The 25,576-nt window shown below is 65.1% G+C and carries 21 protein-coding genes and 1 pseudogene; 11 read left to right on the top strand and 11 right to left on the bottom strand.

The features are described from left to right. Positions 1–65: 65 nt before the first annotated feature. Entirely contained in the window at positions 66–494 is a 429-nt protein-coding gene (locus AC51GR_RS18850) for a DUF4307 domain-containing protein (RefSeq protein ID WP_496326168.1), read from the bottom strand. A gap of 129 nt (positions 495–623) precedes the next feature. On the opposite strand from AC51GR_RS18850, the gene mca reads away from it, so the two are divergent. From mca to AC51GR_RS18835, 3 genes and pseudogenes are all read left to right on the top strand, one after another. Then, positions 624–1,490: a mycothiol conjugate amidase Mca gene (mca, locus tag AC51GR_RS18845; RefSeq protein WP_496326248.1), complete on the top strand. Its 867-nt coding sequence runs from the start codon at positions 624–626 to the stop codon at positions 1,488–1,490. Further along, positions 1,487–1,708, top strand: a pseudogene (locus AC51GR_RS18840) (hypothetical protein); the annotation flags it as partial. The gene mca and the pseudogene AC51GR_RS18840, both read left to right, overlap by 4 nt. Beyond that, on the top strand, positions 1,707–3,734 hold the full coding sequence (locus tag AC51GR_RS18835) for a thioredoxin domain-containing protein (protein WP_496326167.1): 2,028 nt from the start codon (positions 1,707–1,709) through the stop codon (positions 3,732–3,734). The pseudogene AC51GR_RS18840 and the gene AC51GR_RS18835, both read left to right, overlap by 2 nt. 121 nt (positions 3,735–3,855) lie before the next feature. Here AC51GR_RS18835 and rocD read toward each other — a convergent pair whose 3' ends face one another. Then, positions 3,856–5,031, bottom strand: coding sequence for an ornithine--oxo-acid transaminase (gene rocD, locus AC51GR_RS18830; protein WP_496326247.1), 1,176 nt, complete (start codon positions 5,029–5,031; stop codon positions 3,856–3,858). A gap of 166 nt (positions 5,032–5,197) precedes the next feature. On the opposite strand from rocD, the gene AC51GR_RS18825 reads away from it, so the two are divergent. Beyond that, positions 5,198–5,644 carry an Lrp/AsnC family transcriptional regulator gene (locus AC51GR_RS18825; protein WP_496326166.1) on the top strand — a complete coding sequence of 149 codons (447 nt, stop codon included), beginning with the start codon at positions 5,198–5,200 and terminating at the stop codon, positions 5,642–5,644. 256 nt (positions 5,645–5,900) lie between these two features. Then, positions 5,901–7,001 carry a 3-deoxy-7-phosphoheptulonate synthase gene (locus AC51GR_RS18820; protein WP_496326165.1) on the top strand — a complete coding sequence of 367 codons (1,101 nt, stop codon included), beginning with the start codon at positions 5,901–5,903 and terminating at the stop codon, positions 6,999–7,001. Here AC51GR_RS18820 and trhA read toward each other — a convergent pair. Next, positions 6,994–7,620 (bottom strand): PAQR family membrane homeostasis protein TrhA, encoded by a 627-nt coding sequence (trhA, locus tag AC51GR_RS18815; protein ID WP_496326246.1) that lies wholly within the window; start codon positions 7,618–7,620, stop codon positions 6,994–6,996. The genes AC51GR_RS18820 and trhA overlap by 8 nt on opposite strands. Before the next feature lie 103 nt (positions 7,621–7,723). Between trhA and AC51GR_RS18810 the strand changes: the two genes are divergently transcribed. Next, on the top strand, positions 7,724–8,506 hold the full coding sequence (locus AC51GR_RS18810; protein ID WP_496326164.1) for an isoprenyl transferase: 783 nt from the start codon (positions 7,724–7,726) through the stop codon (positions 8,504–8,506). Positions 8,507–8,545: 39 nt separating this feature from the next. Here AC51GR_RS18810 and coaA read toward each other — a convergent pair whose 3' ends face one another. Beyond that, the gene (coaA, locus tag AC51GR_RS18805) at positions 8,546–9,478 is read right to left on the bottom strand and encodes a type I pantothenate kinase (protein WP_496326163.1); all 933 of its coding nucleotides are present in this window, start codon (positions 9,476–9,478) and stop codon (positions 8,546–8,548) included. A 98-nt stretch (positions 9,479–9,576) separates the two neighbouring features. Between coaA and AC51GR_RS18800 the strand changes: the two genes are divergently transcribed. From AC51GR_RS18800 to phoH2, 4 genes are all read left to right on the top strand, one after another. Beyond that, entirely contained in the window at positions 9,577–10,803 is a 1,227-nt protein-coding gene (locus AC51GR_RS18800; protein ID WP_496326245.1) for a DUF885 domain-containing protein, read from the top strand. Between the two features lie 81 nt (positions 10,804–10,884). Then, positions 10,885–12,183 carry a serine hydroxymethyltransferase gene (glyA, locus tag AC51GR_RS18795; RefSeq protein WP_496326162.1) on the top strand — a complete coding sequence of 433 codons (1,299 nt, stop codon included), beginning with the start codon at positions 10,885–10,887 and terminating at the stop codon, positions 12,181–12,183. 128 nt (positions 12,184–12,311) lie between these two features. Then, positions 12,312–13,175 carry an acyl-ACP desaturase gene (locus AC51GR_RS18790; RefSeq protein WP_496326161.1) on the top strand — a complete coding sequence of 288 codons (864 nt, stop codon included), beginning with the start codon at positions 12,312–12,314 and terminating at the stop codon, positions 13,173–13,175. Between the two features lie 378 nt (positions 13,176–13,553). Beyond that, positions 13,554–14,870 carry an RNA 5'-3' helicase PhoH2 gene (phoH2, locus tag AC51GR_RS18785; protein ID WP_496326160.1) on the top strand — a complete coding sequence of 439 codons (1,317 nt, stop codon included), beginning with the start codon at positions 13,554–13,556 and terminating at the stop codon, positions 14,868–14,870. 100 nt (positions 14,871–14,970) lie between these two features. On the opposite strand, the gene AC51GR_RS18780 is transcribed toward phoH2, so the two are convergent. After that, positions 14,971–16,560 carry a serine/threonine-protein kinase gene (locus AC51GR_RS18780; protein WP_496326159.1) on the bottom strand — a complete coding sequence of 530 codons (1,590 nt, stop codon included), beginning with the start codon at positions 16,558–16,560 and terminating at the stop codon, positions 14,971–14,973. Between the two features lie 134 nt (positions 16,561–16,694). On the opposite strand from AC51GR_RS18780, the gene AC51GR_RS18775 reads away from it, so the two are divergent. Then, positions 16,695–17,375 carry a L,D-transpeptidase family protein gene (locus AC51GR_RS18775; protein ID WP_496326158.1) on the top strand — a complete coding sequence of 227 codons (681 nt, stop codon included), beginning with the start codon at positions 16,695–16,697 and terminating at the stop codon, positions 17,373–17,375. A gap of 64 nt (positions 17,376–17,439) precedes the next feature. On the opposite strand, the gene AC51GR_RS18770 is transcribed toward AC51GR_RS18775, so the two are convergent. The 6 genes from AC51GR_RS18770 to AC51GR_RS18745 form a co-directional block, all read right to left on the bottom strand. After that, a complete protein-coding gene (locus tag AC51GR_RS18770; protein WP_496326157.1) occupies positions 17,440–18,120 on the bottom strand; it encodes a PIG-L deacetylase family protein in 681 nt (226 codons plus the stop codon). An 85-nt stretch (positions 18,121–18,205) separates the two neighbouring features. After that, on the bottom strand, positions 18,206–19,606 hold the full coding sequence (locus AC51GR_RS18765) for a class II fumarate hydratase (protein ID WP_496326156.1): 1,401 nt from the start codon (positions 19,604–19,606) through the stop codon (positions 18,206–18,208). Between the two features lie 2 nt (positions 19,607–19,608). Next, entirely contained in the window at positions 19,609–21,309 is a 1,701-nt protein-coding gene (locus AC51GR_RS18760) for a fumarate hydratase (RefSeq protein WP_496326155.1), read from the bottom strand. Positions 21,310–21,384: 75 nt separating this feature from the next. Next, positions 21,385–22,395: a class II fructose-bisphosphatase gene (gene glpX / locus AC51GR_RS18755; RefSeq protein ID WP_496326154.1), complete on the bottom strand. Its 1,011-nt coding sequence runs from the start codon at positions 22,393–22,395 to the stop codon at positions 21,385–21,387. 204 nt (positions 22,396–22,599) lie between these two features. Then, positions 22,600–24,852: an MMPL family transporter gene (locus AC51GR_RS18750; RefSeq protein WP_496326153.1), complete on the bottom strand. Its 2,253-nt coding sequence runs from the start codon at positions 24,850–24,852 to the stop codon at positions 22,600–22,602. 90 nt (positions 24,853–24,942) lie between these two features. Next, positions 24,943–25,545 carry a DUF4245 domain-containing protein gene (locus AC51GR_RS18745; protein ID WP_496326152.1) on the bottom strand — a complete coding sequence of 201 codons (603 nt, stop codon included), beginning with the start codon at positions 25,543–25,545 and terminating at the stop codon, positions 24,943–24,945. Between the last annotated feature and the right edge of the window lie 31 nt (positions 25,546–25,576).

Genomic DNA, 25,576 nt, shown 5'->3' with positions numbered 1-25,576 from the left:
GGTGAGCCGGTCGCGGGCAGATACCTCTGTCGGTCGACCGAACGACCAGGAGCGGTGGTTTCAGATCACGGCGCGACGAGATATTCCGGGACGTTCTTGCTGCACCCATAGACCTCGCCGACCACCGGGGCGGCCGAGGTGTTGACGACCTCCGACATCGATAAACGGGATTCGGTGGACGCCGGGATGTACACCTCGCGGCGACCGGTCTCGCTACCGTCCAGGGATCGGGCACGCAGGATGCAGGTGGCCGGGACCTCGGGATCCTTGCGGGTGACTGTGAAATTCACCTCAACACTCGTGTCATCGAGGATCTCGTAGCCGGTGGCCTCCCCGGAGATGTCGGGGTCGGAGAAGTTGTTGTAACCGACCCACGCGATGAGCACGCCCAGGGCGATGACCAGGGCAGTCAGGCCTATCGACCACACGCGGCGGGAGCGTGGTGAACGGTCGGTGGGGTAGCGCCCCGACGGTGGTGTGCGAGGGCTTGTCATGTGTTCATACCTACCATGGAGGCAGAACCGGGTACCGGTGCGCCATGGTCCGTCCGGACGGTGGGAGTATTGAACCCGAATACCGATCTGTTGTGAAGGTGAGGAAATCGCGTGGGCGGACTACGACTGATGGCGGTGCATGCGCACCCCGACGACGAGTCCAGCAAAGGCGCGGCCACGATGGCCAAGTACGCCGCCGAGGGCAATGACGTCCTGGTGGTCACTCTGACCGGTGGCGAGCGCGGCGACATCCTCAATCCCGCGATGGACCTGCCGGGCATCGTCGAGCGCCTACCCGAGGTGCGTCGCGAAGAGATGGCCAAGGCGGCGGCTGCGCTCGGTGTGCGCCAGCAGTGGCTGGGCTTTGTCGACTCGGGCCTGCCCGAAGGGGATCCGAAACCGCCGCTACCGGAGGGCTCGTTCGCGGCCATCCCGCTCGAGATCCCGACCGAGGCGCTGGTCAAGGTGATCCGGGAGTTCAAGCCCCACGTGATGATCACCTACGACGAACACGGCGGGTACCCGCACCCCGACCACATCCGTGACCATGAGGTGTCGATGGCCGCCTACGAGGCCGCTGCCGATCCCGAACAGTTCCCTGATGCCGGGGAGCCCTGGGCGGTGTCGAAGATCTACTACACCCACGGATTCATCCGCGACCGGATGATCCTGTTCTCTGACGAGTACGCAAAAATCGGCAAGGAGAGTCCCTTCGCCGAGTGGCTGGCGAACTGGGACCCCGAGCGCGGGAACACGATGGGCCGGGTCACCACGCAGGTGACCTGCGGCGACTACTTCCCCAAGCGCGACGAGGCGCTGTTGGCCCACGCCACGCAGATCGACCCCAACGGCATCTTTTTCGCGGTCCCGATGGAGTGGCAGCAGCGACTGTGGCCGACCGAAGAGTTCGAGCTGGCCAAGACCCGCGTGAAGACCGCGATCCCCGAGACCGATCTGTTCGCCGGAATCACCGCTGATGAGGAGGTTGTCGGATGAACATGACCTATGCCGCAGCACAGTTGACCGACATACTCGCCGCCCCCGAGGGCCCGGAGTTCGGCAAGGCGTCCCCGCTGGGGCTGCTGGTTGTCGTTCTGCTGCTGGTCGGAACGGTTTTCTTGATCTGGTCGATGAACCGGCACCTCAAGAAACTGCCGAAGAAGTTCGACTGGGACCATCCTGAGGACGATCAGGCCGCCGACGACGGGACCGATGGTGACCCGAGACAGCAACAGTCTCGCTGAGGCGACAAGTCCGTATCTGCGCCAGCACGCCGACAATCCGGTGCACTGGCAGCAGTGGGGTGCCGACGCGCTGGACTGGGCGCGCGAGCGTGACGTACCGATCCTGTTGTCGGTCGGCTATGCGGCCTGCCATTGGTGCCACGTCATGGCGCACGAGTCGTTCGAGGACCCCACCACCGCCACGGTGATGAACCGGCATTTCGTCTGCATCAAGGTCGACCGCGAAGAGCGGCCCGACATCGACGCGATTTATATGAACGCCACCGTCGCGATGACCGGCCAGGGTGGCTGGCCGATGACCTGTTTCCTGACGCCGGACGGCGAGCCTTTCTACTGCGGCACCTACTTCCCGTCGGTGCCGCGGCACGGTCTGCCGTCGTTCGTCCAGCTTCTCGATGCGATCACCGAGACGTGGAACACCAAACGTGATGAGGTTCACCGGGTTGGGTCGGCGGTCGCCGAGCAACTCGCCGCCAACGCTGCCGGCCTGCCCGATCCCGAGTTCGCCATCGACAGCCCGCTGCTCGAACACGCGGTGACCAAGGTCCTGGAGGACGAGGACCGCGAGTACGGCGGCTTCGGTGGCGCGCCGAAGTTCCCGCCGTCGGCACTGCTCGAAGGATTGATCCGTGAATCGGAGCGCACCGGTGACCCGCGCGGCCTTCAGGCGGCGCAACGCACCGCGGCGGTGATGGCCCGCGGTGGTATCTACGATCAGCTCGCCGGTGGTTTCGCCCGATACGCGGTCGACCAGGACTGGGTCGTCCCGCACTTCGAGAAGATGCTCTACGACAACGCGCAACTGCTCAGGGTGTACGCGCATCTGGCGCGCACCACATCAGATCCGTTGGCGCAGAAGGTCACCGAGGAAACCATCGGATTCTTGGACCGCGACCTCAGGGTCGTCGGCGGTTTCGCCTCGGCCCTGGATGCCGATACCGACGGCCGCGAGGGACTGACGTACGTGTGGACGCCGCAGGAGTTGATCGACGTACTCGGTGCCGAGGACGGACAGTGGGCGGCGCAACTGTTCACCGTGACCGCCGCCGGCACCTTCGAAGACGGCGCCTCGACCCTGCAACTGCGCGCGGATCCCGACGACATCGACCGGTTCGAATCGGTGCGCACCCGGTTGTCGGCCGCGCGGGCGTCCCGGCCGCAGCCCGGTATCGACGGCAAAGTCGTGACCGGCTGGAATGCCATGACCATCACCGCGCTCGCCGAAGCCGGCGCCGGACTCGGTCGTCCGGACTGGATCGACCTGGCCACCTGGTGCGCCGGAGAACTGCTCGCGCGGCATGAGGTCGACGGTCGGCTGCGACGGTCGTCGCTCGACGGTGTGGCCGGGGAGCCGCTGGCGATGCTCGACGATCACGCCGCACTGGTCACCGCACTGCTGGCGCTCTATCAGGTGACCGGACAACAGCATTGGCGAGACCGCGGTCTCGATCTCCTCGACCGCACCATCGATCTGTTTGCCGATCCGGAGGTGTCGGGCTCCTGGTACGACGCCGGATCGGACGCCGACGCCTTGCTGACCCGACCGCGGGACCCGATCGACGGTGCAACACCGGCGGGCACCTCGTTGGTGGCCGAGGCGCTGCTGACCGCCGCGCCGCTTGCCCCGGTCGACCGCATACCACGCGGTGCCGACGGTTACCTGGCGCTGGCCGACGACACCCTGACCCGTGGTGGCGTGCTGCTGGCAAAGCTGCCGAGATCGGCCGGGCATTGGCTGGCCGTCACGTCCGCGTGGCTGGCCGGACCGCTTCAGGTCGCCGTGTCCCAGCCCGACGTGGACTCCACCGGACTGCTCACCGAAGCGCGACGGCGAGCACCGGGCGGTGCGATCGTCGTCGGCGGAGTCGTCGATTCCCAGCCGCTGTTGACCGGACGGCCCCCGGTGAATGGTGAACCGGCTGCCTACGTCTGCCGCGGATCGGTGTGTGGACTCCCGGTGACGACCGCCGAAGGACTCGCCGCACAACTCGCCTGACCGCCGAGCGTGCCGAAATCACCGCCGAGCGTGCCGATCTGGCCGCCGAGCGTGCCAAACTTGCAGGCGTGCAGTCATTTTCGGCACGGTCGACGGTGATTTCGGCACGCTCGGCGGAGGGTCAGGTGCGGAGGGTGGCCTCGACTTGATCCATCGCCCAATCGATTTCGTCATCGGTGATGACGATCGGTGGGGCAAAGCGCAGGGTGCTGCCGTGAGTTTCCTTGACCAGGACACCGCGCTCGGCAAGCTTTTTGGAGAGGTCCTTGCCCGTACCGAGCGCCGGATCGACGTCGACGCCTGCCCATAGGCCGAGCCCTCGGACCTCGGTGACGCCGTGAGGGATCATCGCCCGGAGTCTTTCGTGGAGATGGGTTCCCAGGGTGGCAGCCCGGTCCTGCCAATATCCGGTACCCAGCATGTGCACCACCGTCGAACCGACCGCGGCGGCAAGCGGGTTACCACCGAAGGTGGAGCCGTGTTCGCCCGGATGGAGTACCCCGAGGATGTCGCTGTCGCCGACCACCGCCGACACCGGGAGCACACCTCCGCCCAGCGCCTTGCCCAGCGTGTACAGGTCCGGCACCACGCCCCAGTGGTCGCAGGCGAAGGTGGTTCCGGTTCTGGCCAGACCGGATTGGATTTCATCGCAGATCATCAGAACGTTTGTGGCCGTGCAGAGTTCACGAACGTCGGCGAGGTAGCCGTCCGGTGGGACGACGATACCGGCCTCACCCTGGATGGGTTCGATCAGCACCGCGACGGTGGTGTCATCGATGGCGGCGGCCATCGCCGCGGCGTCACCGAACGCAGCGATGCGGAATCCGGGGGTGAACGGCCCGAAGCCGCTGCGAGCGGTCGGGTCATCCGAGAAGCTCACGATGGTGGTGGTCCGGCCGTGGAAGTTACCGGCCGCCACCACAATTGATGCCTGACCGGCCGGTACGCCCTTGACGTCGGTGCCCCACTTGCGGGCCACCTTGATGGCCGACTCCACCGCCTCGGCGCCGGTGTTCATCGGCAGCACCATTTCCTTGTCGCAGAGTGCGGCCAGGTCTCGGCAGAACGGTCCCAGGCGATCGGAGTGAAAGGCCCTGCTGGTCAGAGTGAGTCGGCCGAGCTGGTCGGTGGCGGCGGCGATGATCTCCCGGTTGCGATGGCCGAAGTTGATCGCCGAGTAGCCCGCCAGGCAATCGAGGTGGCGGCGTCCTTCGACGTCGGTGATCCAGGCGCCGTCGGCGGTGGCCGCGACGACGGGAAGTGGTGAATAGTTGTGTGCCGCGAAGTCGTCGACCATGGCGATGTGCCGCGCCGACGCGACGATCTCGCTGATGGTCACTCACTGATCGTAGGAACTCGCTGTGACGCAATCAATCTGCGTCCGTTGCTTTGACGCCAGCCATCTGTTGCGCGATCTGGCACAATAGGGGGATCTGTTGCGTGAGGCGAAAAGAGGTCGACCGGTGGCTGAGCTGGACGAGATCGACGAGGCGATTCTGGGTTGCCTGACCCGGGATGCGCGGCAGACCTACGCGCAGATCGGGGAGGCCGTACGGCTCTCCGCGCCGGCCGTGAAACGGCGCGTCGACCGGCTTGTCTCGTCCGGTGTGATCCGCGGATTCACCGTCGTCACCGATCCGGCAGCGCTGCAATGGACCACGGAGGCGTACGTCCAGGTGTTCTGCCGGGGCACCATTGCGCCGGACATCCTCGCCAAATCGTGGGAACACATCTCCGAGGTGGTCAGTGCCGCCACCGTCACCGGTCCGGCCGATGCGATCCTGCGGGTGGTCGCGCGCGATGTCCAGCACCTCGAGGTGGCTCTCGAACGGATCCGCGCCGCCGAGACCGTCGACCACTCCGAGAGCATCATCGTGCTGTCCCGGGTGATCGATCGCGGTCATCCCTGACGGGCCGGACGGCTCGTGGTCAGGCGTTTTGGGTGGTAGGCGGCCACCGTGCTACATTCGCCGACGTGAACATTTGTGCTGGTGCCTATTGGCGCTTTATCGAGGCTCCGGGTGGAGCCGCCGATACTGCGTTGTACTGAACGCGCGCCAACACCCGGAGCCCCGAGCAGTGACCACCATGGTCGCTGCTTTTTTCTTTGTCAGGGCACCGGTTCCATGAGTGCAGGTGCTCGCCGAAATCAGGAAGGCACGCATCATGACCAGCGAATCCATCACCCCCCAGGCCGAGCAGGCGACGATGGTCGGACCCAAGACGTCCGACCGCCGCATCCGCGCATTCCGCGAGATCCCGTCACCGAACATCGTCCGGGCCGAACTGCCGTTGACCGACCGCCGCGCTGCCGTCGTACAGCGCGATCGGGACGAGATCGCCGACATCCTCGCCGGACGCGACGACCGACTGCTGGTCATCGTCGGACCGTGTTCGGTTCACGACACCGTGGCCGCCCTGGACTACGCACGACGCCTTGCCCCGTTGGCCGTCGAGCATGCCGATCGGCTCAAGATCGTGATGCGGGTGTACTTCGAAAAGCCCCGTACCACCGTTGGCTGGAAGGGCCTGATCAACGATCCGGGGATGGACGGTTCGTTCGACGTCGAGCGTGGACTTCGGACCGCCCGCGCGTTGCTCCTCGACATCATCGACCTCGGTCTGCCCGTCGGATGTGAGTTCCTCGAACCGACGAGCCCGCAGTACATCGCGGACGCCGTGGCGTGGGGTGCGATCGGCGCCCGGACCACCGAGTCCCAGGTGCATCGCCAGCTGGCATCGGGTCTGTCGATGCCGATCGGATTCAAGAACGGAACCGACGGGAACATCCAGGTTGCCGTCGATGGAGTCAAGGCCGCCGCCGCCGAGCATGTCTTCTTCGGTGTCGACGACTTCGGCCGCGGTGCGATCGTCGAGACCGAGGGCAACGAGGATTGCCACGTGATCCTGCGGGGCGGGACGTCGGGACCGAACTTCGCCGTCGACACGATCAACACCACCCTCACCGCACTGGCCAAGGCCGGTCTGCCCGAACTGGTGATGGTCGACTGCTCGCACGCCAATTCGGGCAAAGACCACCTCCAGCAGGCCGTGGTCGCCACCGACATCGCCGAGATGATCGTCGGTGGGCAGCACGGCATCAGCGGTGTGATGTTGGAGAGCTTCCTCGTCGCGGGTGCGCAGTCGCCGGACGCCGAGGTGCTGACCTACGGCCAGTCGGTTACCGACAAGTGCATGGACTGGGATGCCACGGTGGCTGTGGTGCAGACGCTTTCGGCAGCCAAGGCCCCGTCCGCCGCTAGCTGAACAGCACCAGCCAGACCGCGACGTAGTGGACCAGCGCCGCAATGACGGTGCAGGCGTGGAAGAACTCGTGGTGACCGAAGGTGTTCGGCCACGGGTTGGGCCACTGCGTCGCGTAGAGGACGCCGCCGACGGTGTAGAAGAATCCGCCGACGGCCAGGAGCATGACCACGGTCCCGCCCACGGAGTCGATGAGTGTCGGGGCGACGGCGACGATCGTCCAGCCCAGGATGACGTAGAGCGTCACACCGAGCCAGCGCGGCGAGGTCGGCCAGAGCATTTTCAGGGTGACCCCGGCCAGCGCCCCGGCCCACACGATGATCAGCACCACCATCTGTGTGGGTGGCTCGAGTCCGATCACGCAGAACGGAGTGTAGCTGCCGGCGATGAAGATGAAGATCATCGAATGGTCGGCCCGTTTCATCCACATCTTGGCGGTGTCGGTGGTCCAGTCGACCCGGTGGTAGGTGGCGCTGACCCCGAACACCCCGCAGACCGTCAGGGAATAGATACCGCAGGCCAGAGCCGCCATCGGGCCGACCATGGCCCACGCGACGGCGACGAGGACGACACCGGTGACGATGGCGGTGAAGCCGGCGTACAGGTGAATCCAGCCGCGCATCCGCGGCTTCAGTTCAGCGAGTCGTGCGAGTTCGGAGGAGACCACGATCTACGGTAACTTAGGTACGCATCGACCGATCTCCACGCCGCGTAAGGTGTACCCAGTGAAGCTGATTCCCGACGCCATGCGTGGACCCATGTACCGGGTCTACGAACGTCGGCTCACCCACTATCTCGATCCGGAACGTATTCCTCGTCACATCGCGATCATCTGTGACGGCAATCGTCGCTGGGCTCGCGAGGCCGGGTTCGAAAACGTCAATCATGGGCATCGGGTCGGAGCGCAGAAGATCGCCGAGGTCCTCACCTGGTGCAGTGAACTCGACATCTCCACGGTCACCATCTACCTCCTCTCGACCGAGAATCTGAGCCGCGGCACCGAAGAACTCGGCGCGCTGATGGAGATCGTCCCGGACATCGTGGAAGAGATCTCCGCGCCCGGGCAGCCGTGGCGGGTGAAAGTTGTTGGTGCCCTTGATCAACTGCCGGTCGAGGTGTCGAGTCGGCTGAAGGCCGCCGAACAGCAGACGGCTAGTCGGGTCGGCCCGACGGTGAATGTGGCCGTCGGTTACGGCGGGCGCCAGGAGATCGTGGACTCGGTGCGTTCGCTGCTGGCCGACCGGATCGCCGCCGGGGACTCACCCGAAGAACTTGTCGATGCGGTCACCGTCGAGGCCATCGACCAGAATCTCTACACCCGCGGTCAGCCCGACCCAGACCTGGTGATCAGAACCTCTGGCGAACAACGCCTTTCGGGCTTTTTGCTCTGGCAGAGTGCGTACTCGGAGATCTGGTTCACCGACGCCTACTGGCCGGCGTTTCGTCGCGTCGACTTCCTGCGCGCACTCCGAGACTATGGTGCCCGAAGCCGCCGCTTCGGCAAGTGAGCGCGCGGCTTTCCCTGCTCTGAGAACCCCCCGTGGTTCTCAGATCTTGCGCAGACGCACCCGGTTGATCGCGTGATTGGCGTCCTTGCGCAACACCAGCGTCGCCCGGGGGCGGGTCGGCAGGATGTTCTCCACCAGATTCGGCCGGTTGATGCCGTTCCAGATGTCGCGGGCGGCCAGGAATGCCTGGTCATCGTTCAGTGATGAGTAGTGGTGGAAGTGTGAGTTCGGATCGGCGAACGCGGTTGTCCGCATGGCCAGGAACCGGGTGATGTACCAGTCTTCGATGTCCTCGATGCGGGCGTCGACGTAGATCGAGAAGTCGAACAGGTCCGAGACCATCAGCCGGGCTCCGGTCTGGAGCACGTTCAGTCCCTCGACGATGAGGATGTCCGGTTGCCGCACATGATGTTTGGTCCCGCGGACGATGTCGTAGGACACGTGCGAATACACCGGCGCCGACACATCGCGAGCACCCGACTTCACCTCGGTCACGAATCGCAGCAGTGCGCGGCGATCGTAGGATTCGGGGAACCCCTTGCGGTGCATGATCCCGCGACGTTCGAGCTCGGCGGTGGGGTAGAGGAATCCGTCCGTCGTGATCAGGTCCACGGTGGGGTGCGATTCCCAGCGGGCGAGTAGCGCCTGCAACACGCGTGCGGTGGTCGACTTGCCGACGGCCACACTGCCGGCGACGCCGATGATGAACGGCACCTGTCGCTCGGGTTTGCGTTCGCCCAGGAAGGTGGCCGTCGCGGCGAACAACCGTTGCCGGGCGGCGACCTGAAGGTGGATCAGACGGGACAGCGGCAGGTAGACATCCGCGACCTCCGTCAGATCGATCTGCTCGCCGAGGCCACGCAATTCGCGCAGCTCACTCTCGGTCAGCACCATCGGCATCGATTGGCGCAGATCTCGCCACTGACGGCGATCGAGTTCGATATACGGACTCGGCTCGGTTATCCGTGACATGTCAACTTTCGATCCGTGGGACCTGCAGCATGGAGATCATCCTTGCGAATGCCTCCGAGGACAACAACTCCGGGGTCACTTCGGTAGCGTTTGACCCCATGCACAACGAAGCGATCACGTCGCGGTATCTGCGGTTGGGCCTGGCATTTGATCGTCTGGAAGAGGGTTTCGTCGACGCGTTCACCGGTGATCCGGCGCTGCGTCGCGAGGTCGAGAACGCCTCGGCGCCCGATCCGAGAGATCTTGCCCATCAGGCGGCTTCGCTGCGCAAGGAACTCCCCGGCGCCGGTTTGGGGGAGATACGCACCGAGTTCATCGATTCGGCACTGCGCGCCCTCGAATGTTCGGCCCGAAAGTTTGCGGGCGATGACATCGGGTTCGTCGACGAGGTCCGCAACTACTTCGACGTCGACATCACCATGGGCGATCCGGACACCTATCGCCGCGTCCACGCCGAGCTGGATGAGCTGCTTCCGGGATCGGGGGACCTCGCAGAGCGTTATGCCGCGCACAAACGGGGCGAAGAGATCCCGCCGGACCGGGTGGCCGAGGTGGTCTCGGCGTTCAGCAGTGCACTGAGGGAACGGGTGCGGGGAACCTACTCGCTGCCCGAGTCCGAGATCGTCGACTTCGAGGTGGTCGGTGACAAGCCGTGGTCGGGGTTCAACTATTACCTCGGCGACTACCGGTCGAAGGTGGCCATCAACGGCGATCTGACCCAGCACATGTCGTCGCTGCCACACCTCATCGCCCACGAGGCCTATCCGGGCCATCACACCGAACACTGTCGTAAAGAGCAGTTGCTGGTCGGTTCCGGCCAGGTCGAGCAGTCGATCTTCCTGGTGAACACCCCGCAGTGCCTGATGGCCGAAGGGCTCGCCGACCACGCGCTCGGCGCCGCGATCGGGCCAGGCCGGGGGCGCTGGGCGCAGGAGATCTACGCCGACCTCGGATTGCGATTCGACGGGGAGCGGGCCGATGCCATCGGCAAGGCCACCGCCGGATTGCTCGGCGTGCGCCAGGACGCGGCGCTGCTTCTGCACGACCGCGGCGCCGACCAGGACACGGTCGCGTCGTATCTGCAGACCTGGCTGCTGGCCACCGATGAACGGGCCCGGCAGATGCTGCGGTTCCTGTCGTCGCCGTTGTGGCGGGCCTACATCAGTACCTACGTCGAGGGCTATCGGCTCCTGGCAACCTGGCTGGACGCTGCTGCACCGGATGAGCGGCTCTCGCGCTTCGGCCGGTTGCTCGACGAGCCGCTGACACCGGGGCGTCTGCGGGCCGAGTTGGCCGCCGGACACCCGGACCGGGGTGGCGAATAATAGGGCATGTGAGGGTTGTCCGCCGGGTCTCTTACACTGAACGTGCCGATTCGCCCGCGCAGCAGCGTCTGAAGGAGACAAATGACCGACGTCAACACCGCATCCCTGGCTGAGCTAGACCCGGATGTGGCGGCCGCGATGAATGGCGAGCTGACCCGTCAGCGCGACACCCTGGAGATGATCGCGTCGGAGAACTTCGTTCCGCGCGCGGTCCTGCAGGCCCAGGGCAGTGTGCTGACCAACAAATACGCCGAGGGTTACCCCGGCCGCCGGTACTACGGTGGCTGCGAATATGTCGACGTTGTCGAGGACATCGCCCGCAACCGGGCGAAAGAGCTGTTCGGTGCCGAGTTCGCCAACGTGCAGCCCCACTCCGGTGCGCAGGCCAACGCTGCTGTCCTGGCCGCGCTGATGGAGCCCGGCGAGACCATGTTGGGCCTCGACCTGGCTCACGGCGGCCACCTCACGCACGGCATGCGACTGAACTTTTCCGGAAAGCTCTACGAGAACGCCTTCTACGGCGTGAGCAAAGAAGACTTCCGCATCGACATGGACGAGGTCCGCAAGGTCGCCCTCGACACCAAGCCGAAGGTCATCGTCGCCGGCTGGTCGGCGTACCCGCGGACGCTGGACTTCGCGGCGTTCCGCTCCATCGCCGATGAGGTCGGTGCGCACCTGTGGGTCGACATGGCCCACTTCGCCGGGCTCGTCGCCGCCGGACTGCATCCGTCGCCGGTCCCGTACGCCGATGTGGTGTCCTCGACCGTCCACAAGACCCTCGGTGGCCCGCGCTCGGGCATCATCCTGGCCAAGAAGGAGTGGGCCAAGAAGCTCAACTCCGCAGTGTTCCCGGGCCAGCAGGGCGGTCCGCTGATGCACGTCATCGCCGCCAAGGCCGTGGCGCTCAAGATCGCCGGCACCGAGGAGTTCAAGGAGCGCCAGCAGCGCACCCTCGACGGTGCCCGTGTCCTGGCCGAGCGTCTGAACGGTGACGACGTGTCCAAGGCCGGTGTGTCGGTCCTGACCGGTGGCACCGACGTGCACCTGGTCCTGGTCGACCTGCGGCACAGCAACCTCGACGGCCAGCAGGCCGAAGACCTGCTCCATCAGGTCGGCATCACCGTCAACCGCAACGCCGTGCCGTTCGACCCGCGTCCGCCGATGGTGACCTCCGGACTGCGGATCGGTACACCTGCGCTGGCCACCCGCGGATTCGGTGAAGAGCAGTTCCGTGAGGTCGCCGACATCATCGGTACCGCACTGGCTGCCGGGCAGGGCGCGGACGTCTCGGCGCTGCGGGCCCGTGTCTCACAGCTGGCCCTCGACTTCCCGCTTTACGAGGGACTCGAGGACTGGGGCCTGCTCAGCACCCAGCACTGAGCCTGCACACCACCACACGAACCCACCTCTTCGCGCCGGAACCACCCGTTGGTTCCGGCCGGTAGAGGTGGGTTTCTTGTTCTGGCCAGCGGTTTCGCATATCGCGAATCGACCTCTAGGCTGTCGGGGTGAATGATTTGACCCAGGACGAACTGCTCTACGCCTTGGAAAAGGCGATCCCGGAAATCATGGAAGAGCACAACGCCGCGGCGGTGGCGTGGAACCCGCATGACTGGGTGCCGTGGGCCGAGGGCAAGAACTTCGCTTTCCTCGGTGGCGAGGACTTCGACCCCAATCGGCCGTCCCCGCTGCCCGACGACGTCGTCAAAGCGGTGCTGGCCCTGCTGCTCACCAAGGACAACATGCCGTCCTACCACCGTTTGATGGCGCAGAAGGCGTCCATCTTCGGAGCCTGGCAGCAGGTCATCGGCACGTGGACCGCCGAGGACAACCGCCACGCCATCGCCCTGCGGGACTACCTCGTGGTGTCGCGTCTGATGGATCCGGAAGCCGCCGAGACCCTGCGCCTGCACCACATGACCAAGGGCAAGTTGCAGACATCCGCGTCGGTGACCGACTACGAGATCCTCGACGTGCTCGCGCTGCTCGCGGTGCATGAGCTGCAGTGTGTGTCGTTCGGCGAGAAGCTTCTCGAGGCGTCCGACAGTGACGTCCTGAAGGGGATCCTGGAGAAGATCGTGCACGACGACCGCGTTCAGGCGAAGACGTTCACCAACTTCCTCAACGCCGGTGTCGATGCCAACGTGACCGAGCTGGTCAAGGCCGTCGACCGGGCGCTGTCCGAACTCGAACTCATCGGCGCCGACATCGACGACTTCGGTGACCTCGAGATCATCGCGCCGTTCAACGCCGATGCCGTGACGTTCGTCGCCACCGCACTGGTCGACGACATCAAGCTGCAATCCCTTGACGGTCTCGACGAGGCCAGCGAGGCGGCACGCCGTCGGGTGCTGACCGCGGCCGGCCGGTAGGCAATTCGTTCAACTGATCCACCAGCCCCGCTCCAACCCGCAGTATCGCTGCGGTGGAGCGGGGTTTTTGGTTCTGAGGCGGCGATCCTGGGGTGGTCGGGACGTCGACACCCGACCGATCCGCCAGCGGAGCAGTTAACCGATTATTCACGGACACGGGCTGTCTCCACCTCGCCGACACGCCGGGTTGGGCGTACTTTGACGTTTGACGGGCCGCGGGGAAGCGGTTCGTCCGGGAGGTTCGATCGTTGACTTGCTCACGTGAGTACGAGGGGACCGGCCCCGGTCCTCGTGACAGCAGCACCTGGCCGCTGACATCAGAACCGGACCGGCCGCAACACATGTCTGAGTGGTGCCACCCAGACCGAGGAGCCCTTCGTGACCGCACGCGACGCCCGTACGTATGTCATCGATACTTCCGTGCTGTTGTCCGACCCTTGGGCGGCAACACGTTTCGCTGAGAACCACGTAATTCTTCCGCTGGTTGTCATCAGTGAATTGGAAGGCAAACGCCACCACCACGAACTGGGCTGGTTCGCTCGCGAAGCCTTGCGCATGCTCGACGATCTGCGACTGGAGTTCGGGCGACTCGATCAACCGATTCCCATCGGCACTGTTGGTGGCACCCTTCAGGTCGAGCTCAATCACACCGACCCGGCGGTCCTGCCGGCCGGTTTCCGTACCGACAATAACGATTCCCGAATCCTGGCGTGCGCCTTGAATCTCCGTGCCGAGGGCAAAGACGTCCTGTTGGTGTCCAAGGACACCCCGCTGCGCGTCAAGGCCGGTGCGGTGGGTCTGGCCGCCGATGAGTACCACGCCCAGGACGTGGTGGCCTCGGGGTGGAACGGGATGACGGAGGTCGACGTCGACTCCGCGGTGATCGACACGTTGTTCGCCGAGGGTGTTGTCGACCTCGACTCCGCGCGGGACCTGCCCTGCCATACCGGGATCCGGTTGCTGGGCAACAGTTCCAGTGCCCTGGGCCGGGTGAACCCGCAGAAACAGGTGCAATTGGTGCGCGGCGATAGGGAGGTATTCGGGTTACGTGGGCGCAGCGCCGAGCAGCGGGTGGCGCTCGATCTGCTGCTCGACGACAGTGTCGGGATCGTCTCCATGGGTGGCAAGGCGGGTACCGGCAAATCGGCGCTGGCCCTGTGCGCCGGTCTCGAGGCCGTGCTCGAACGGCGTACCCAGCGCAAGGTTGTCGTCTTCCGGCCGCTCTACGCCGTCGGCGGCCAGAATCTCGGCTACCTGCCCGGCAGCGAGTCGGAGAAGATGGGACCCTGGGCGCAGGCCGTGTTCGACACCCTTGAAGGGTTGGCATCGACCGAGGTGATCGAAGAGGTGCTGAGCCGGGGCATGCTCGAAGTCCTTCCGCTGACCCATATTCGGGGTCGCTCACTGCACGATTCTTTTGTGATCGTTGACGAGGCGCAGTCATTGGAGCGCAATGTGCTGCTGACGGTGCTCTCGCGTCTCGGTTCGGGGTCGCGGGTGGTGCTCACCCACGACGTCGCCCAGCGCGACAATCTCCGCGTCGGCAGGCATGACGGAGTGGCCGCAGTGATCGAAAAGCTCAAGGGTCACCCACTTTTCGCCCATATGACGTTGACCCGCAGCGAGCGGTCGCCGATTGCCGCCCTGGTCACCGAGATGCTGGAGGAATTCGCGCCGGGGGCGGGAGCGTACTGAGTCTGGCTGCCGCCCACCTGTTTTCGCACCGGCCTCGGGTTATTGCCGGTGGCCGGTGCGAAAATGGGTGGGGCGTAGGGCCTTTGGTGCTCGGTGTGGCTCAGCAGTCGTTTCGTTTGATGTTGGTATCCGGGTTGCTCGCGGTGTCGAGGAGTTTGCCGTACCGGTTGGCGGGGTAGTCGGCCAATGCTTCACATAGGTCTGATTTACCTTGACCGACAACAACATAGGCGGCGTAGATGAGCCTTCCGTTGTCGTCTTGGGGACGCAGGGACGGGCACGATTGGTCGGTGCGCAGGTACTGCGCGCCAGGATGCTTGTCGAGTGCTCGCGTGATCTCGTCGTGGTAGGTCCTGGGGTTGGTGGCGTTGGCGACCACAACGATCGCGGTGCCGTCGCACGCGGGTGTGCTGATCGGCACCGAGAGACCGAGATCGGCCGGGTTGGTGGTCGGGGTCACTGACTCGGCGGTCGCCGAGAGATCGGACGGCGGGGTCGGTTGTTTCGGCGGCACCTGCGTGGTCGCCGTGACGGTCTCGGTTGTGGTGTTCGCGGTGGCTGCCGCTTTGGTGTTGTCGTCGGGCCAGAACACGACTGTGGCGATCACTGCCAGGGCGAGCGCGACGACTGCGGCGATGCCGGCGATGATCCAGGGTGTCCGAGAACGGGGACCGCTCGGCGGTGCCTGTGGTGGCGGGGGTGGGTCGTGCGGTGGTTGCGGGGCAGGCGGCGCGGACGTGTACTGCCGCGTGGGTGGCGGAGCGGGAGCGGCGAAGGCCTGCCGTTCGGGTTCCTGTGGTGGTCCGTTCCGGGTGCGCGGTGCGACCGAGGGCAACCCGAGGTGCGTTGGCGCAGGGTGTGCGGCATGTGCGTCGGGTGCGGACGTCTCCGCGGGCGGCGCGTCCGGCAGGTTCAGTGCGGCCGCGAGTTCGTGGGCGAACTGTCCGCAGGTGGGATAGCGGTCTGCGGGCGCAGGGGCCAGTGCCCGGTCGATGACTGGAGCGACACCGTCGGGGAGCTCACGGCCGGATCCGGGGGGAGCGCCGGTGAGCAACGCGACGGCGGTACATCCGAGGGCGTAGACATCGGCCCGTGCATCCACCGGCAGACCGCGGAGTTGCTCGGGCGCGGAGTAGGCGACCGTGCCGACGGAAACCCCGGCGGTGGTCAGGTCGCCGACATCTGCGATCGGGCGGGCGATGCCGAAGTCCGTGAGCATGACGCGGTGTGGTGTGGCATCGGTGAGCATGATGTTGCCGGGTTTGACGTCGCGGTGCAGCAGTCCCTGGTGGTGGGCGTAGTCGAGAGCCGCGGAGACCTCGGTGATGATTTGCAGGCAGAGGGCCGGTCGGACGCCGGTGGGGTAGATGGCGAGCAGTTCGGCGCCGTCGGTGCCGGGAACGTAATCCTGACTGATCCAGAGTTGACCCAGGTACTCGCCGCGGTCGTGTACTGCCACGATGTTCGGATGCCAGAGTTTTGCCGACAGATCGGCCTCGCGCACGAACCGGCGTCGGTAGTTCTCGTCGGACGCGGCACTGGATCCGGGCAGTGAGGCGGGCAGGATCTTGAGGGCATCCGACCGTGGCAACCGGGGATGCTTGGCCAGATACACCTCACCCATGCCACCGGCGCCCAGTAGGCGCTCGATTGTGTAGCCGGCAAAAATGGTGCCCACGGCAAGCGGCATGAAAACCCTCGAACTCTCTTCATCGGTGCCGGCCCCGGGAGCGGAGTGCGCGTCGGGTCGGCAGTGACCAGATTAGTGCAGTCCCGTAATCGCACCGATACGTGCTTTGGCTTACGAATTGGCATAATCAGCAGGTGCTGAAGTTGTCAAAGAGGTTGATGGGGCCAGTGGTGTCACTGGCTGCCGCGTGTGTTGTTGTCGCTGCGATGGTCGTCCCGGTCTCGGCGCAGGCCGACGAGATGCTCACGCCGGAGTCGTTCCCGACGTCGACCCAGATGATCACGGTTACCTCCCAGTCGATCTACGACACCGTGGCAACGCTGAGCGCCTGGGAACGTGACGAAGCCGGGACGTGGATTCAGGTCATCGCACCCACCGAGGCCCATCTCGGCGCCGAGGGCATCGGCATACCCCGGGACAGTGTGTGGCGGACACCGATGGGTACTTTCGCCCTGGACCAGGCCTTTGGCAACCAGCCCGATCCCGGCACCAAGATGCCGTATTTCCAGGCCGATGAGCAGGATTGGTGGGACGCACTGCCCGGGTCACCGACCTACAACACCCACGTCCGGCAGGTTGAGAATCCCGGCGGCGACAGCGAGAACATCCTCGCCACCGGAGAGGTCTACGACTACGTCGTCAACATCGCCCACAATCCACAGCGCGTCGACGGATACGCGTCGGGCATCTTTCTGCATGTCACCAACGGTGAGCCCACGTGGGGTTGTGTCGCGATCGACCGCGATGTCATGCGCCAGATCGTCCAGTGGCTCGACCCGGCCCGGCAGCCGATCATCGATATCGGCCTGGCCTGACCCACCCCGATGATGTGCCCTTTTGGCGAACGTTTCCCCAGGTGGGCACCGCCAAAAGGGCACATCATCGGGTACGGCGTTTGAGTTCGAAGGTGACCGCGTGACGCTCGTCGAAGTCTTCGCGAGCAGCGGTGACCATCTCGGTCTGCGTCCGGGCCTGGTTGATCACCGGTGTGACCGGATCGAGGGTCTTCAGGTAGACGTCATGCGCGGCCAGTGACCTCACCGCGGCCTCGATCGCCGTACTGTCGACTTCCTCGGCATGGGTGGCGTCCGGGCCGGCCTCGAACAACCAGCGCGGCTTGGTGTCGAGGAAGTCATAGGTTTGCAGCACCGCCGCCGCGAACTCGGTGTGGTCGCGTTGATTGGGCATGCCCGGAGCCCACTGCGGCCCGCCGTACACCGAGACGACGACCTCGGGAGCCAGCCTGCCGATGACCTCGGCGATCCGTAGACGCAGATCCGGATCATTGACGATCGCCGAGTCGGGGAAATCCCAGAACTCGACGGACTCGACGCCGACGATCCGCGCCGCCGCCCGCTGTTCGGCTTCGCGGATCGGGCCCGCCTTCTCCGGCGGCATGCCCTCGATACCGGCCTCACCGCGTGAGGCCAGTGCGTAGACAACCCGTTTGCCCGCACCGGACCATTTGGCGACGGCTGCCGCGAGCCCGTACTCGGGATCATCGGGATGCGGCACCAACACCAAGGCGGTGCGCCAATCGGTGGGAAACGGAATCAACACCGCCCCAAGATACCGAAAGTGTGCCCTTTTGGCGGGCAAAAGCCCAGGTCAGGCTCGCCAAAAGGGCACATCATCGGGGGTGGGGTCAGCGTTCGCGATCCAGGTTGGCCATCTTGAGGACATCGAGGCGTTGGTCGAGCTCGGCCTCGGAGAGTTTGTCACCGATCAGTCCTCGGTCGATCACGGTTTGCCGGATCGTCTTCTTCTCCTTGAGTGCAGCCTTGGCCACGGCGGCGGCCTCTTCGTACCCGATCGCACTGTTGAGCGGGGTCACGATGGAGGGCGACGACTCGGCGAGTTCCTTGAGTCGGTCCTCGTTGGCGACCAGACCCTCGATGCAGCGGTCGGCGAACAACCGCGACACATTGGCCAGCAGCTTGAGAGACTCCAGGACGTTGCGGGCCATCATCGGGATGTAGACGTTGAGTTCGAAGGCGCCGTTGCCGCCACCCCAGGTGACGGCGGCGTCATTGCCGATGACCTGCGCGGCGACCTGGGTGACCGCCTCGGGCAGCACCGGGTTGACCTTGCCGGGCATGATCGAGCTGCCGGGCTGCAGATCGGGGAGTGCGATCTCGCCGAGGCCGGTGAGCGGGCCCGACCCCATCCAGCGGACGTCGTTGGCGATCTTGGTCAGGGAGACCGCAACCGTCTTCAACGCACCCGACAGTTCGACGAGACCGTCGCGTGCGGCCTGCGCCTCGAAGTTGTCCTTGGCCAACGCCAGCTCGTCCACACCGGTGAGTTTGATCAGCTCGGCGACGACCTTGGTGCCGAACCCGGCAGGCGCGTTGAGGCCGGTGCCCACCGCGGTACCGCCGATGGGCAGCTCACCGACCCGAGGCAGGGTCGCGGTGACCCGTTCGACGCCGGCCTCGATCTGGCGGGCATAACCACCGAATTCCTGGCCGAGGGTGACCGGCACCGCGTCCATCAGATGGGTGCGGCCGGACTTGACCACGGTGCGCCACTGGCTCGCCTTGTCCGCCAAGACCTTCTGCAGGTGCTGCAGGGCCGGGATGAGGTCGGTGACCGCAGCCTCGGTGGCGGCGACGTGGGTCGCGGTGGGGAAGGTGTCGTTCGACGACTGCGACATGTTGACGTGGTCGTTCGGGTGGACCTCGACTCCGGCCGCCTTGGCGATCGACGCGATGACCTCGTTGGCGTTCATGTTCGAGCTGGTCCCCGAACCGGTCTGGAAGACGTCGATCGGGAACTGGTCGTCATGCTTGCCGTCGGCGATCTCCTTGGCCGCGGCCACGATCGCGTCGGCCTTCTGCTCGTCGAGGAGACCGAGGTCTTTGTTGACCTGCGCGCAGGCGGCCTTGAGCAGGCCCATCGCCCGGATCTGGGTCCGTTCCAGCGGCCGGTGGCTGATCGGGAAGTTCTCCACCGCGCGCTGGGTCTGCGCACGCCAGAGGGCGTCGACCGGAACCCGGACCTCGCCCATGGTGTCGTGCTCGATGCGATAGGCCTGCTCACTCACAGTTAGCTCTCCTTAGATCGAATCCTGATGCCACTGAGCGGGATGCTCACTTCACCCGAGGGATCGGTGAAGAAGTCATTCCCCTTGTCATCAACAACGATGAACGCCGGGAAATCTTCCACCTCGATCTTCCACACGGCTTCCATGCCGAGCTCGGGGTATTCGATGACCTCCTGGCTCTTGATGCAATCAAGCGCAAGCCGGGCCGCCGGACCACCGATCGAACCGAGATAGAAGCCACCATGGGTGTTGCAGGCGTCGGTGACCTGCTTGGAACGATTTCCCTTGGCCAACATCACCATTGACCCACCGGCGGCCTGGAACTGTTCGACGTAGCTGTCCATGCGGCCGGCCGTGGTCGGACCGAAGGAACCCGAGGCCATGCCCTCGGGGGTCTTGGCGGGTCCGGCGTAGTAGACGGGATGGTTGCGCAGGTACTCGGGCATCGGGTCGCCGGCGTCGAGGCGCTCCTTGATCTTGGCGTGCGCGATGTCGCGGGCCACCACCAGCGGACCGGTCAGCGACAGCCGGGTCTTGACCGGGTACTGCGAGAGCTGCTCGAGGATCTCGGACATCGGCCGGTTGAGGTCGACTTCGACCACCTCGCCGCTGGAGATGTCTTCTGCCACACCGGCGGCCGGCATGTACTTCGCCGGATCGGTCTCGAGCTGCTCGAGGAACACCCCCTCGGCGGTGATCTTGCCCAGCGCCTGCCGGTCCGCCGAGCACGAGACCGCGATCGCCACCGGACACGACGCACCGTGCCGGGGGAGGCGGACCACGCGGACGTCATGGCAGAAGTACTTGCCACCGAACTGGGCACCGATCCCGAAGGACTGGGTCAGTTTGAAGACCTCTTCCTCGAGTTCGAGGTCCCGGAACCCGTGCGCCGACATCGAACCCGAGGTCGGCAGGTTGTCCAGGTAGTGGGCCGAGGCATATTTCGCGGTCTTGAGTGCGAACTCGGCCGAGGTGCCGCCGATGACGACGGCGAGGTGATAGGGCGGGCAGGCCGCGGTGCCCAGCGAGCGGATCTTCTCGTCGAGGAACTTGAGCATTCCCTTGGGGTTCAGGATGGCCTTGGTCTCCTGGAACAGGAACGACTTGTTCGCGCTGCCGCCACCCTTGGCCATGAACAGGAACTTGTATTCGGGGCCCTTGGGGCCCTGCTCGGTCGCGTAGATCTCGACCTGCGCCGGCAGGTTGGAGCCGGTGTTCTTCTCGTCGTAGGTCGTCAGCGGTGCCAGCTGCGAGTACCGCAGATTGAGCTGGGTGTAGGCGTCGTACACACCGCGGGAGATGGACGCGGCGTCGTCGGCGCCGGTCAGCACACCCTCGCTCTTCTTGCCCATCACGATCGCGGTGCCCGTGTCCTGACACATCGGCAGCACGCCGCCGGCGGAGATGTTGACGTTCTTCAGCAGGTCCAGCGCGACGAAGCGATCGTTACCCGAGGACTCCGGGTCGTCGATGATCTTGCGCAGCTGCGCAAGATGAGCCGGACGCAGGTAGTGGCTGATGTCGTGCATCGCCTCGGCGGTCAGTTTCCGGATGGCTTCGGGATCGACCTTGAGGAAGGTCTGGCCGTCGACCTCGAGCGTCGACACCCCCTCCGTGGTGATGAGTCGGTAGGGGGTGTCGTCGCCGTCGATCGGAAGCAGATCGGAGTAGAGAAACTCTGGGGCTGAGGCTGGTTTACTCACGCAACGCATCGTATCGGTGCGGTTCGCAGTGCCTCGTCAGAGGTGGTACCGGGTGCTCTCGCACCCCGGTTTCGATCAGCTGCCGGCAGCGGTGTTCGTCGAGATCTCGCCGACCTTCTGGCGGGTGTGGCGACCCTCGATGGTGCGGATGGTGCCCGACTTCGAACGCATGACCAGTGAGCGGGTGGTGGCACCGTTGGCGCGGTAGCTCACCCCGCGCAGCATGTCGCCGTTGGTGACACCGGTGGCGCAGAAGAACATGTTCTCTCCGCTGACGAGGTCTTCGGTCTTGAGCACACGATCGAGGTCGTGGCCGGCGTCGATCGCCTTCTGCCGCTCGGCGGCGTTACGCGGCCAGAGCTTGCCCTGGATCTCGCCGCCCATGCACTTCATGGCGACGGCGGTGATGATGCCCTCGGGGGTGCCACCGATGCCCAGCAGCATGTCGACGGAGCTCTCGTCCTGTGCGGCGGCGATGGCGCCGGCGACGTCACCGTCAGAGATCAGCCGCACCTTGGCGCCTGCCGCACGGATCTCGGCGATGAGTCCTTCGTGGCGCTCGCGGTCGAGGACGACCACGGTGAGGTCGGCGACCTCGATGCCCTTCGCCTTGGCGACGGCCTGGACGTTGTAATCGACGGACTCGTTGATGTCGATGACGCCGGCGGCCTCGGGGCCGACGGCGATCTTCTCCATGTAGAAGACTGCGGAGGGGTCGTACATGGTGCCCCGCTCGGACACCGCGATCACGGCGATCGAGTTGGGGCGGCCCTCGGCCATCAGCGTGGTGCCGTCGATGGGATCGACGGCGACGTCGACCTCGGGGCCTTCGCCGTTACCGACCTCTTCACCGTTGTAGAGCATCGGCGCTTCGTCTTTTTCGCCCTCGCCGATCACGACGACGCCACGCATGGACACGGTGGACAGGAGCTGACGCATCGCGTCGACCGCGGCCTTGTCGCCACCGTTCTTGTCGCCCTTACCAACCCACCGTCCGGCCGCGAGTGCGGCTGCCTCGGTCACGCGCACGAGCTCCATCGCCAGGTTTCGGTCCGGAGCCTCGAAGTTGGTGTTAGCGGCTGACATTGTGGTGGCCTCCTGAATCGCGGCGATTGTGTTGAAGGCCATCCTTTCATGCCCGTTATTGCAGGTGGTGCACCGGTGCCTGCGCTCACACGCAGAAGTTCGTTGGAGTTCGCGCCGTCCGGGTCCCCACAACGCACTCACCCCCGTCGACCGGGGGACGACGGGGGTGAGTGGGAGGCAACTGAAATCAGTCGGCCGGCGGCGTCACTCGGTGGCGCCGACTTTGGGCGCGAGTGGCTTTCCGTCCGGCGAGATCGACGAGTCGATCGGGATCTCGCGGATGGCGGTGCCCTCGATGTCGACGTTGGGCAGGATCTTGTCGAGCCACGCCGGCATCCACCAGGCCTTGTCGCCCATGATAGTGATGAGCGCCGGGACGATCAACATGCGCACGATGAACGCATCGAAGAACACGGCCGCGGCGAGGGAGAAGCCCATCATCTTCGCGGTGGTGTCGGGCGCGAGCATGAACGCCGCGAACACCGAGATCATGATCACCGCAGCCGACGACACCACGCGCGCGCCGTGCTTGTAACCGATGATCACCGCCTCCTTGGCCGGCAACCCGTGCACATACTCCTCGCGCATTCGCGTCACGAGGAAGACCTGATAATCCATGGCCAGACCGAAGACCACACCGATCATGAAGATCGGCAGGAACGAGATGATCGGTTGGGTATGGGTGATCAGGCCGAAGTGGCCGAGCTGGAAGATCGCCACCGTGGCGCCGAACGTGGCACACACGGAGAACAGGAATCCGATGGTGGCCGTCAGCGGGACCAGGATCGACCGGAACACGATCATCAGGATGATGAACGCCAACCCGACGACCAGCAGCAGATACGGGATCAACGCCGAGTTCAACTTGGCCGAGATGTCGGACATGATGGCGGTCTGACCGCCGACGTTGAGCGTTACCCCTTCGGCGTCAGTGGTTTTCGAGTAGTCGCGGATCTGTTCCATCAAATCGTGCGTCTGCGGACCACTCGGTGACTGTTGTGGCGTCACGAAGATCAGCGCCGATGTCGCGCCGGTCTGGGAGTTGGCCGCGTCCGGACCGTTACCGCGCCAGGTGAGCTGTTCGGGCGTCGCGACGTTGGACAGCGTCTTGATGAACGAGACGGTCTGATCCGCGGCGGGACCGACGTCGCCGCCCTTGGTGTCGTTCAGCACCACCAGCAGGGGACCGTTGATGCCCTCACCGAAACCGCGTTGCAGCAGCTCGGTCGCAGCGACCTCGGAGTCGGTGGTGGTCGACAGGCCCAGCTCCAGCTTGGTCATCGGCAATGCCACCACAACCAGCGCCAGCAGCGAGATGACCGCGATCGGCCACGGGTATCTGGTCACGAACTTGGCAAAACGAAGACCGTTGGTCTCCTGCGATTCGGGCTCGTCCCCGTGGCGCAGTTTCGGGATGGGCGGCGAGAACGCAAAGCGGCCGAAGGCTCCCAGCAATGCCGGGATCAGGGTGATGGCACCGAGCACCGCGACGATCACGGCCAGCGCGGCGGCCAGGCCCATCTGCGAGATGAACGGGATCCCGACCACCGACAGCGCCGCCACCGCGATCACCACCGTCAGGCCCGCGAACACGACCGCAGATCCGGCGGTGCCCACCGCGCGACCCACCGCCGCCTCGCGCGAGCCACCGAGATTGAGCTCACTGCGATATCTGGAGACGATGAACAGGGCGTAGTCGATGGACACCGCGATCCCGAGCATCGTGATGATGGCGGTGGCGCTCTGGTTGATGCTGAGGAACTCGGCGCCCAACGTGACCAGCATGATGGTGATGATCACACTGACGATGCCGGTGATGAGCGGGATGAACGCGGCAACGATCGCGCCGAAAGCCACGATCATCACGAAGAAGGCGATGACGAAACCGAGCATCTCGGCGGCGCCGCCCGCCTCCTGGACCTGCATCAGCGAGCCGGTGCCCTGGACGTCGAGGCCACCGACCCGGAATTCGGCGAGGATGTCCTCGAACTGCTTCATGTCGTCGATGGTCAGGTCTTGCGGGTTGATGGTCTGCGCAACCTGGATCAGACCGATGGTGTTCTTGTCTCCCAGCACGGACGCTGCCAGCGCCGGCTCCAGCTCCGCGACGGTCAGCGGGTTGGCCACCTCGTCGGGAGTGGTGATCTCGGGCAAGGTCTTGAGCTTGGCGACCAGCTGATCGATGGTGGCGTTGTGGGCCGCCAGTCCGTCGTTCGCGGCGACGAGCACGCTGGTAGATGCCTCGGATTGCTGAGCGTTGATCGCCGGGAAGTTCTTCTCCATCAACGACATCGCTTTGTCCGAGTCTGTGCCCGGTAACTCGAAATCTTTGGAGAACTTCGGATTCAGTGCGCTGACCAGCGTGACCACCAACGCCGCGAGCACGATCCAGCTGACGATCGCCCACCATTTGTGCCGAAAAGAGAACCGGCCGAGTCGATACAAGAACATTGCCATGAGCAGACCTTATAGTCTGCCGGTGACATCGCTCTCAACAGTGGCGCGAATGTAAGATCCGTAACATTCGTTATCGGACAATGGTTTCCGCTACTTCGTGGGTAGAACCTGTGCGCCGGGGGTCGCTGCCGGCAGTGGTGAAACCGCAAGAACCGCTTCGGCGAGCGCGGTGAGATCGGGCTCCTCGGCCTTGTTCGTCATCAGGCCGATCCGCACGTCACCGAGGTCGGTCACCCACACCGAACGTCCGCCCTCGGGCTCGGTGTAGACCACCCACTGCGATCCACCGATGTCGCGGGTGCCCGCGCCGAGCAGGGTCTCATCGCCGGATAGTTGCCCGACCAGGGCGTCTTTGGCAGCGCCGGTCTGGCTCAGCTGGACGTAGACACCGTTGGAGGTGATGTAACCGGCGTTGGAGACGGTGGTGTCCTCCAGTGCGACCGTGCTGCCGCTGTTGGGCTTCCAGTCCGGAGGCGTCTGGGGCAGCCGGATGGGGAACGACGAACTACGCGCGTCGGCCTTCAACCCGCTCTCGACGTCATATGCGGGAACCTTGTCGTCGCCCGCGCCGCCGGTCAGGCCGACGGAACAATTTCCGGAGACCCCCGCGACGAACAGGCAGAGCAACAACAAAGGGATCAAAGACCAGATCATGTCTTTGTTGTTGGTCAGAATCCGGGGTTTTGCAGCCACCACCCGAGTATTGCAGGGCGCCGGTAATGGT

The organism is Williamsia sp. z71 (assembly GCF_059553375.1).
The sequence above is the reverse complement of the archived record's forward strand: the minus strand, read 5'-3'. Positions and strand labels throughout refer to the sequence as shown.

Coding starts and splice junctions, on each gene's coding strand:
- AC51GR_RS18850 (WP_496326168.1), bottom strand. CDS start 494: ATGACAAGCCCTCGCACACCACCGTCGGGGCGCTACCCCACCGACCGT.
- mca (WP_496326248.1), top strand. CDS start 624: ATGGCGGTGCATGCGCACCCCGACGACGAGTCCAGCAAAGGCGCGGCC.
- AC51GR_RS18835 (WP_496326167.1), top strand. CDS start 1,707: ATGGTGACCCGAGACAGCAACAGTCTCGCTGAGGCGACAAGTCCGTAT.
- rocD (WP_496326247.1), bottom strand. CDS start 5,031: ATGGTCGACGACTTCGCGGCACACAACTATTCACCACTTCCCGTCGTC.
- AC51GR_RS18820 (WP_496326165.1), top strand. CDS start 5,901: ATGACCAGCGAATCCATCACCCCCCAGGCCGAGCAGGCGACGATGGTC.
- trhA (WP_496326246.1), bottom strand. CDS start 7,620: ATGCGCGGCTGGATTCACCTGTACGCCGGCTTCACCGCCATCGTCACC.
- coaA (WP_496326163.1), bottom strand. CDS start 9,478: ATGTCACGGATAACCGAGCCGAGTCCGTATATCGAACTCGATCGCCGT.
- AC51GR_RS18800 (WP_496326245.1), top strand. CDS start 9,577: ATGCACAACGAAGCGATCACGTCGCGGTATCTGCGGTTGGGCCTGGCA.
- glyA (WP_496326162.1), top strand. CDS start 10,885: ATGACCGACGTCAACACCGCATCCCTGGCTGAGCTAGACCCGGATGTG.
- AC51GR_RS18780 (WP_496326159.1), bottom strand. CDS start 16,560: ATGCCGCTTGCCGTGGGCACCATTTTTGCCGGCTACACAATCGAGCGC.
- glpX (WP_496326154.1), bottom strand. CDS start 22,395: ATGTCAGCCGCTAACACCAACTTCGAGGCTCCGGACCGAAACCTGGCG.
- AC51GR_RS18750 (WP_496326153.1), bottom strand. CDS start 24,852: ATGGCAATGTTCTTGTATCGACTCGGCCGGTTCTCTTTTCGGCACAAA.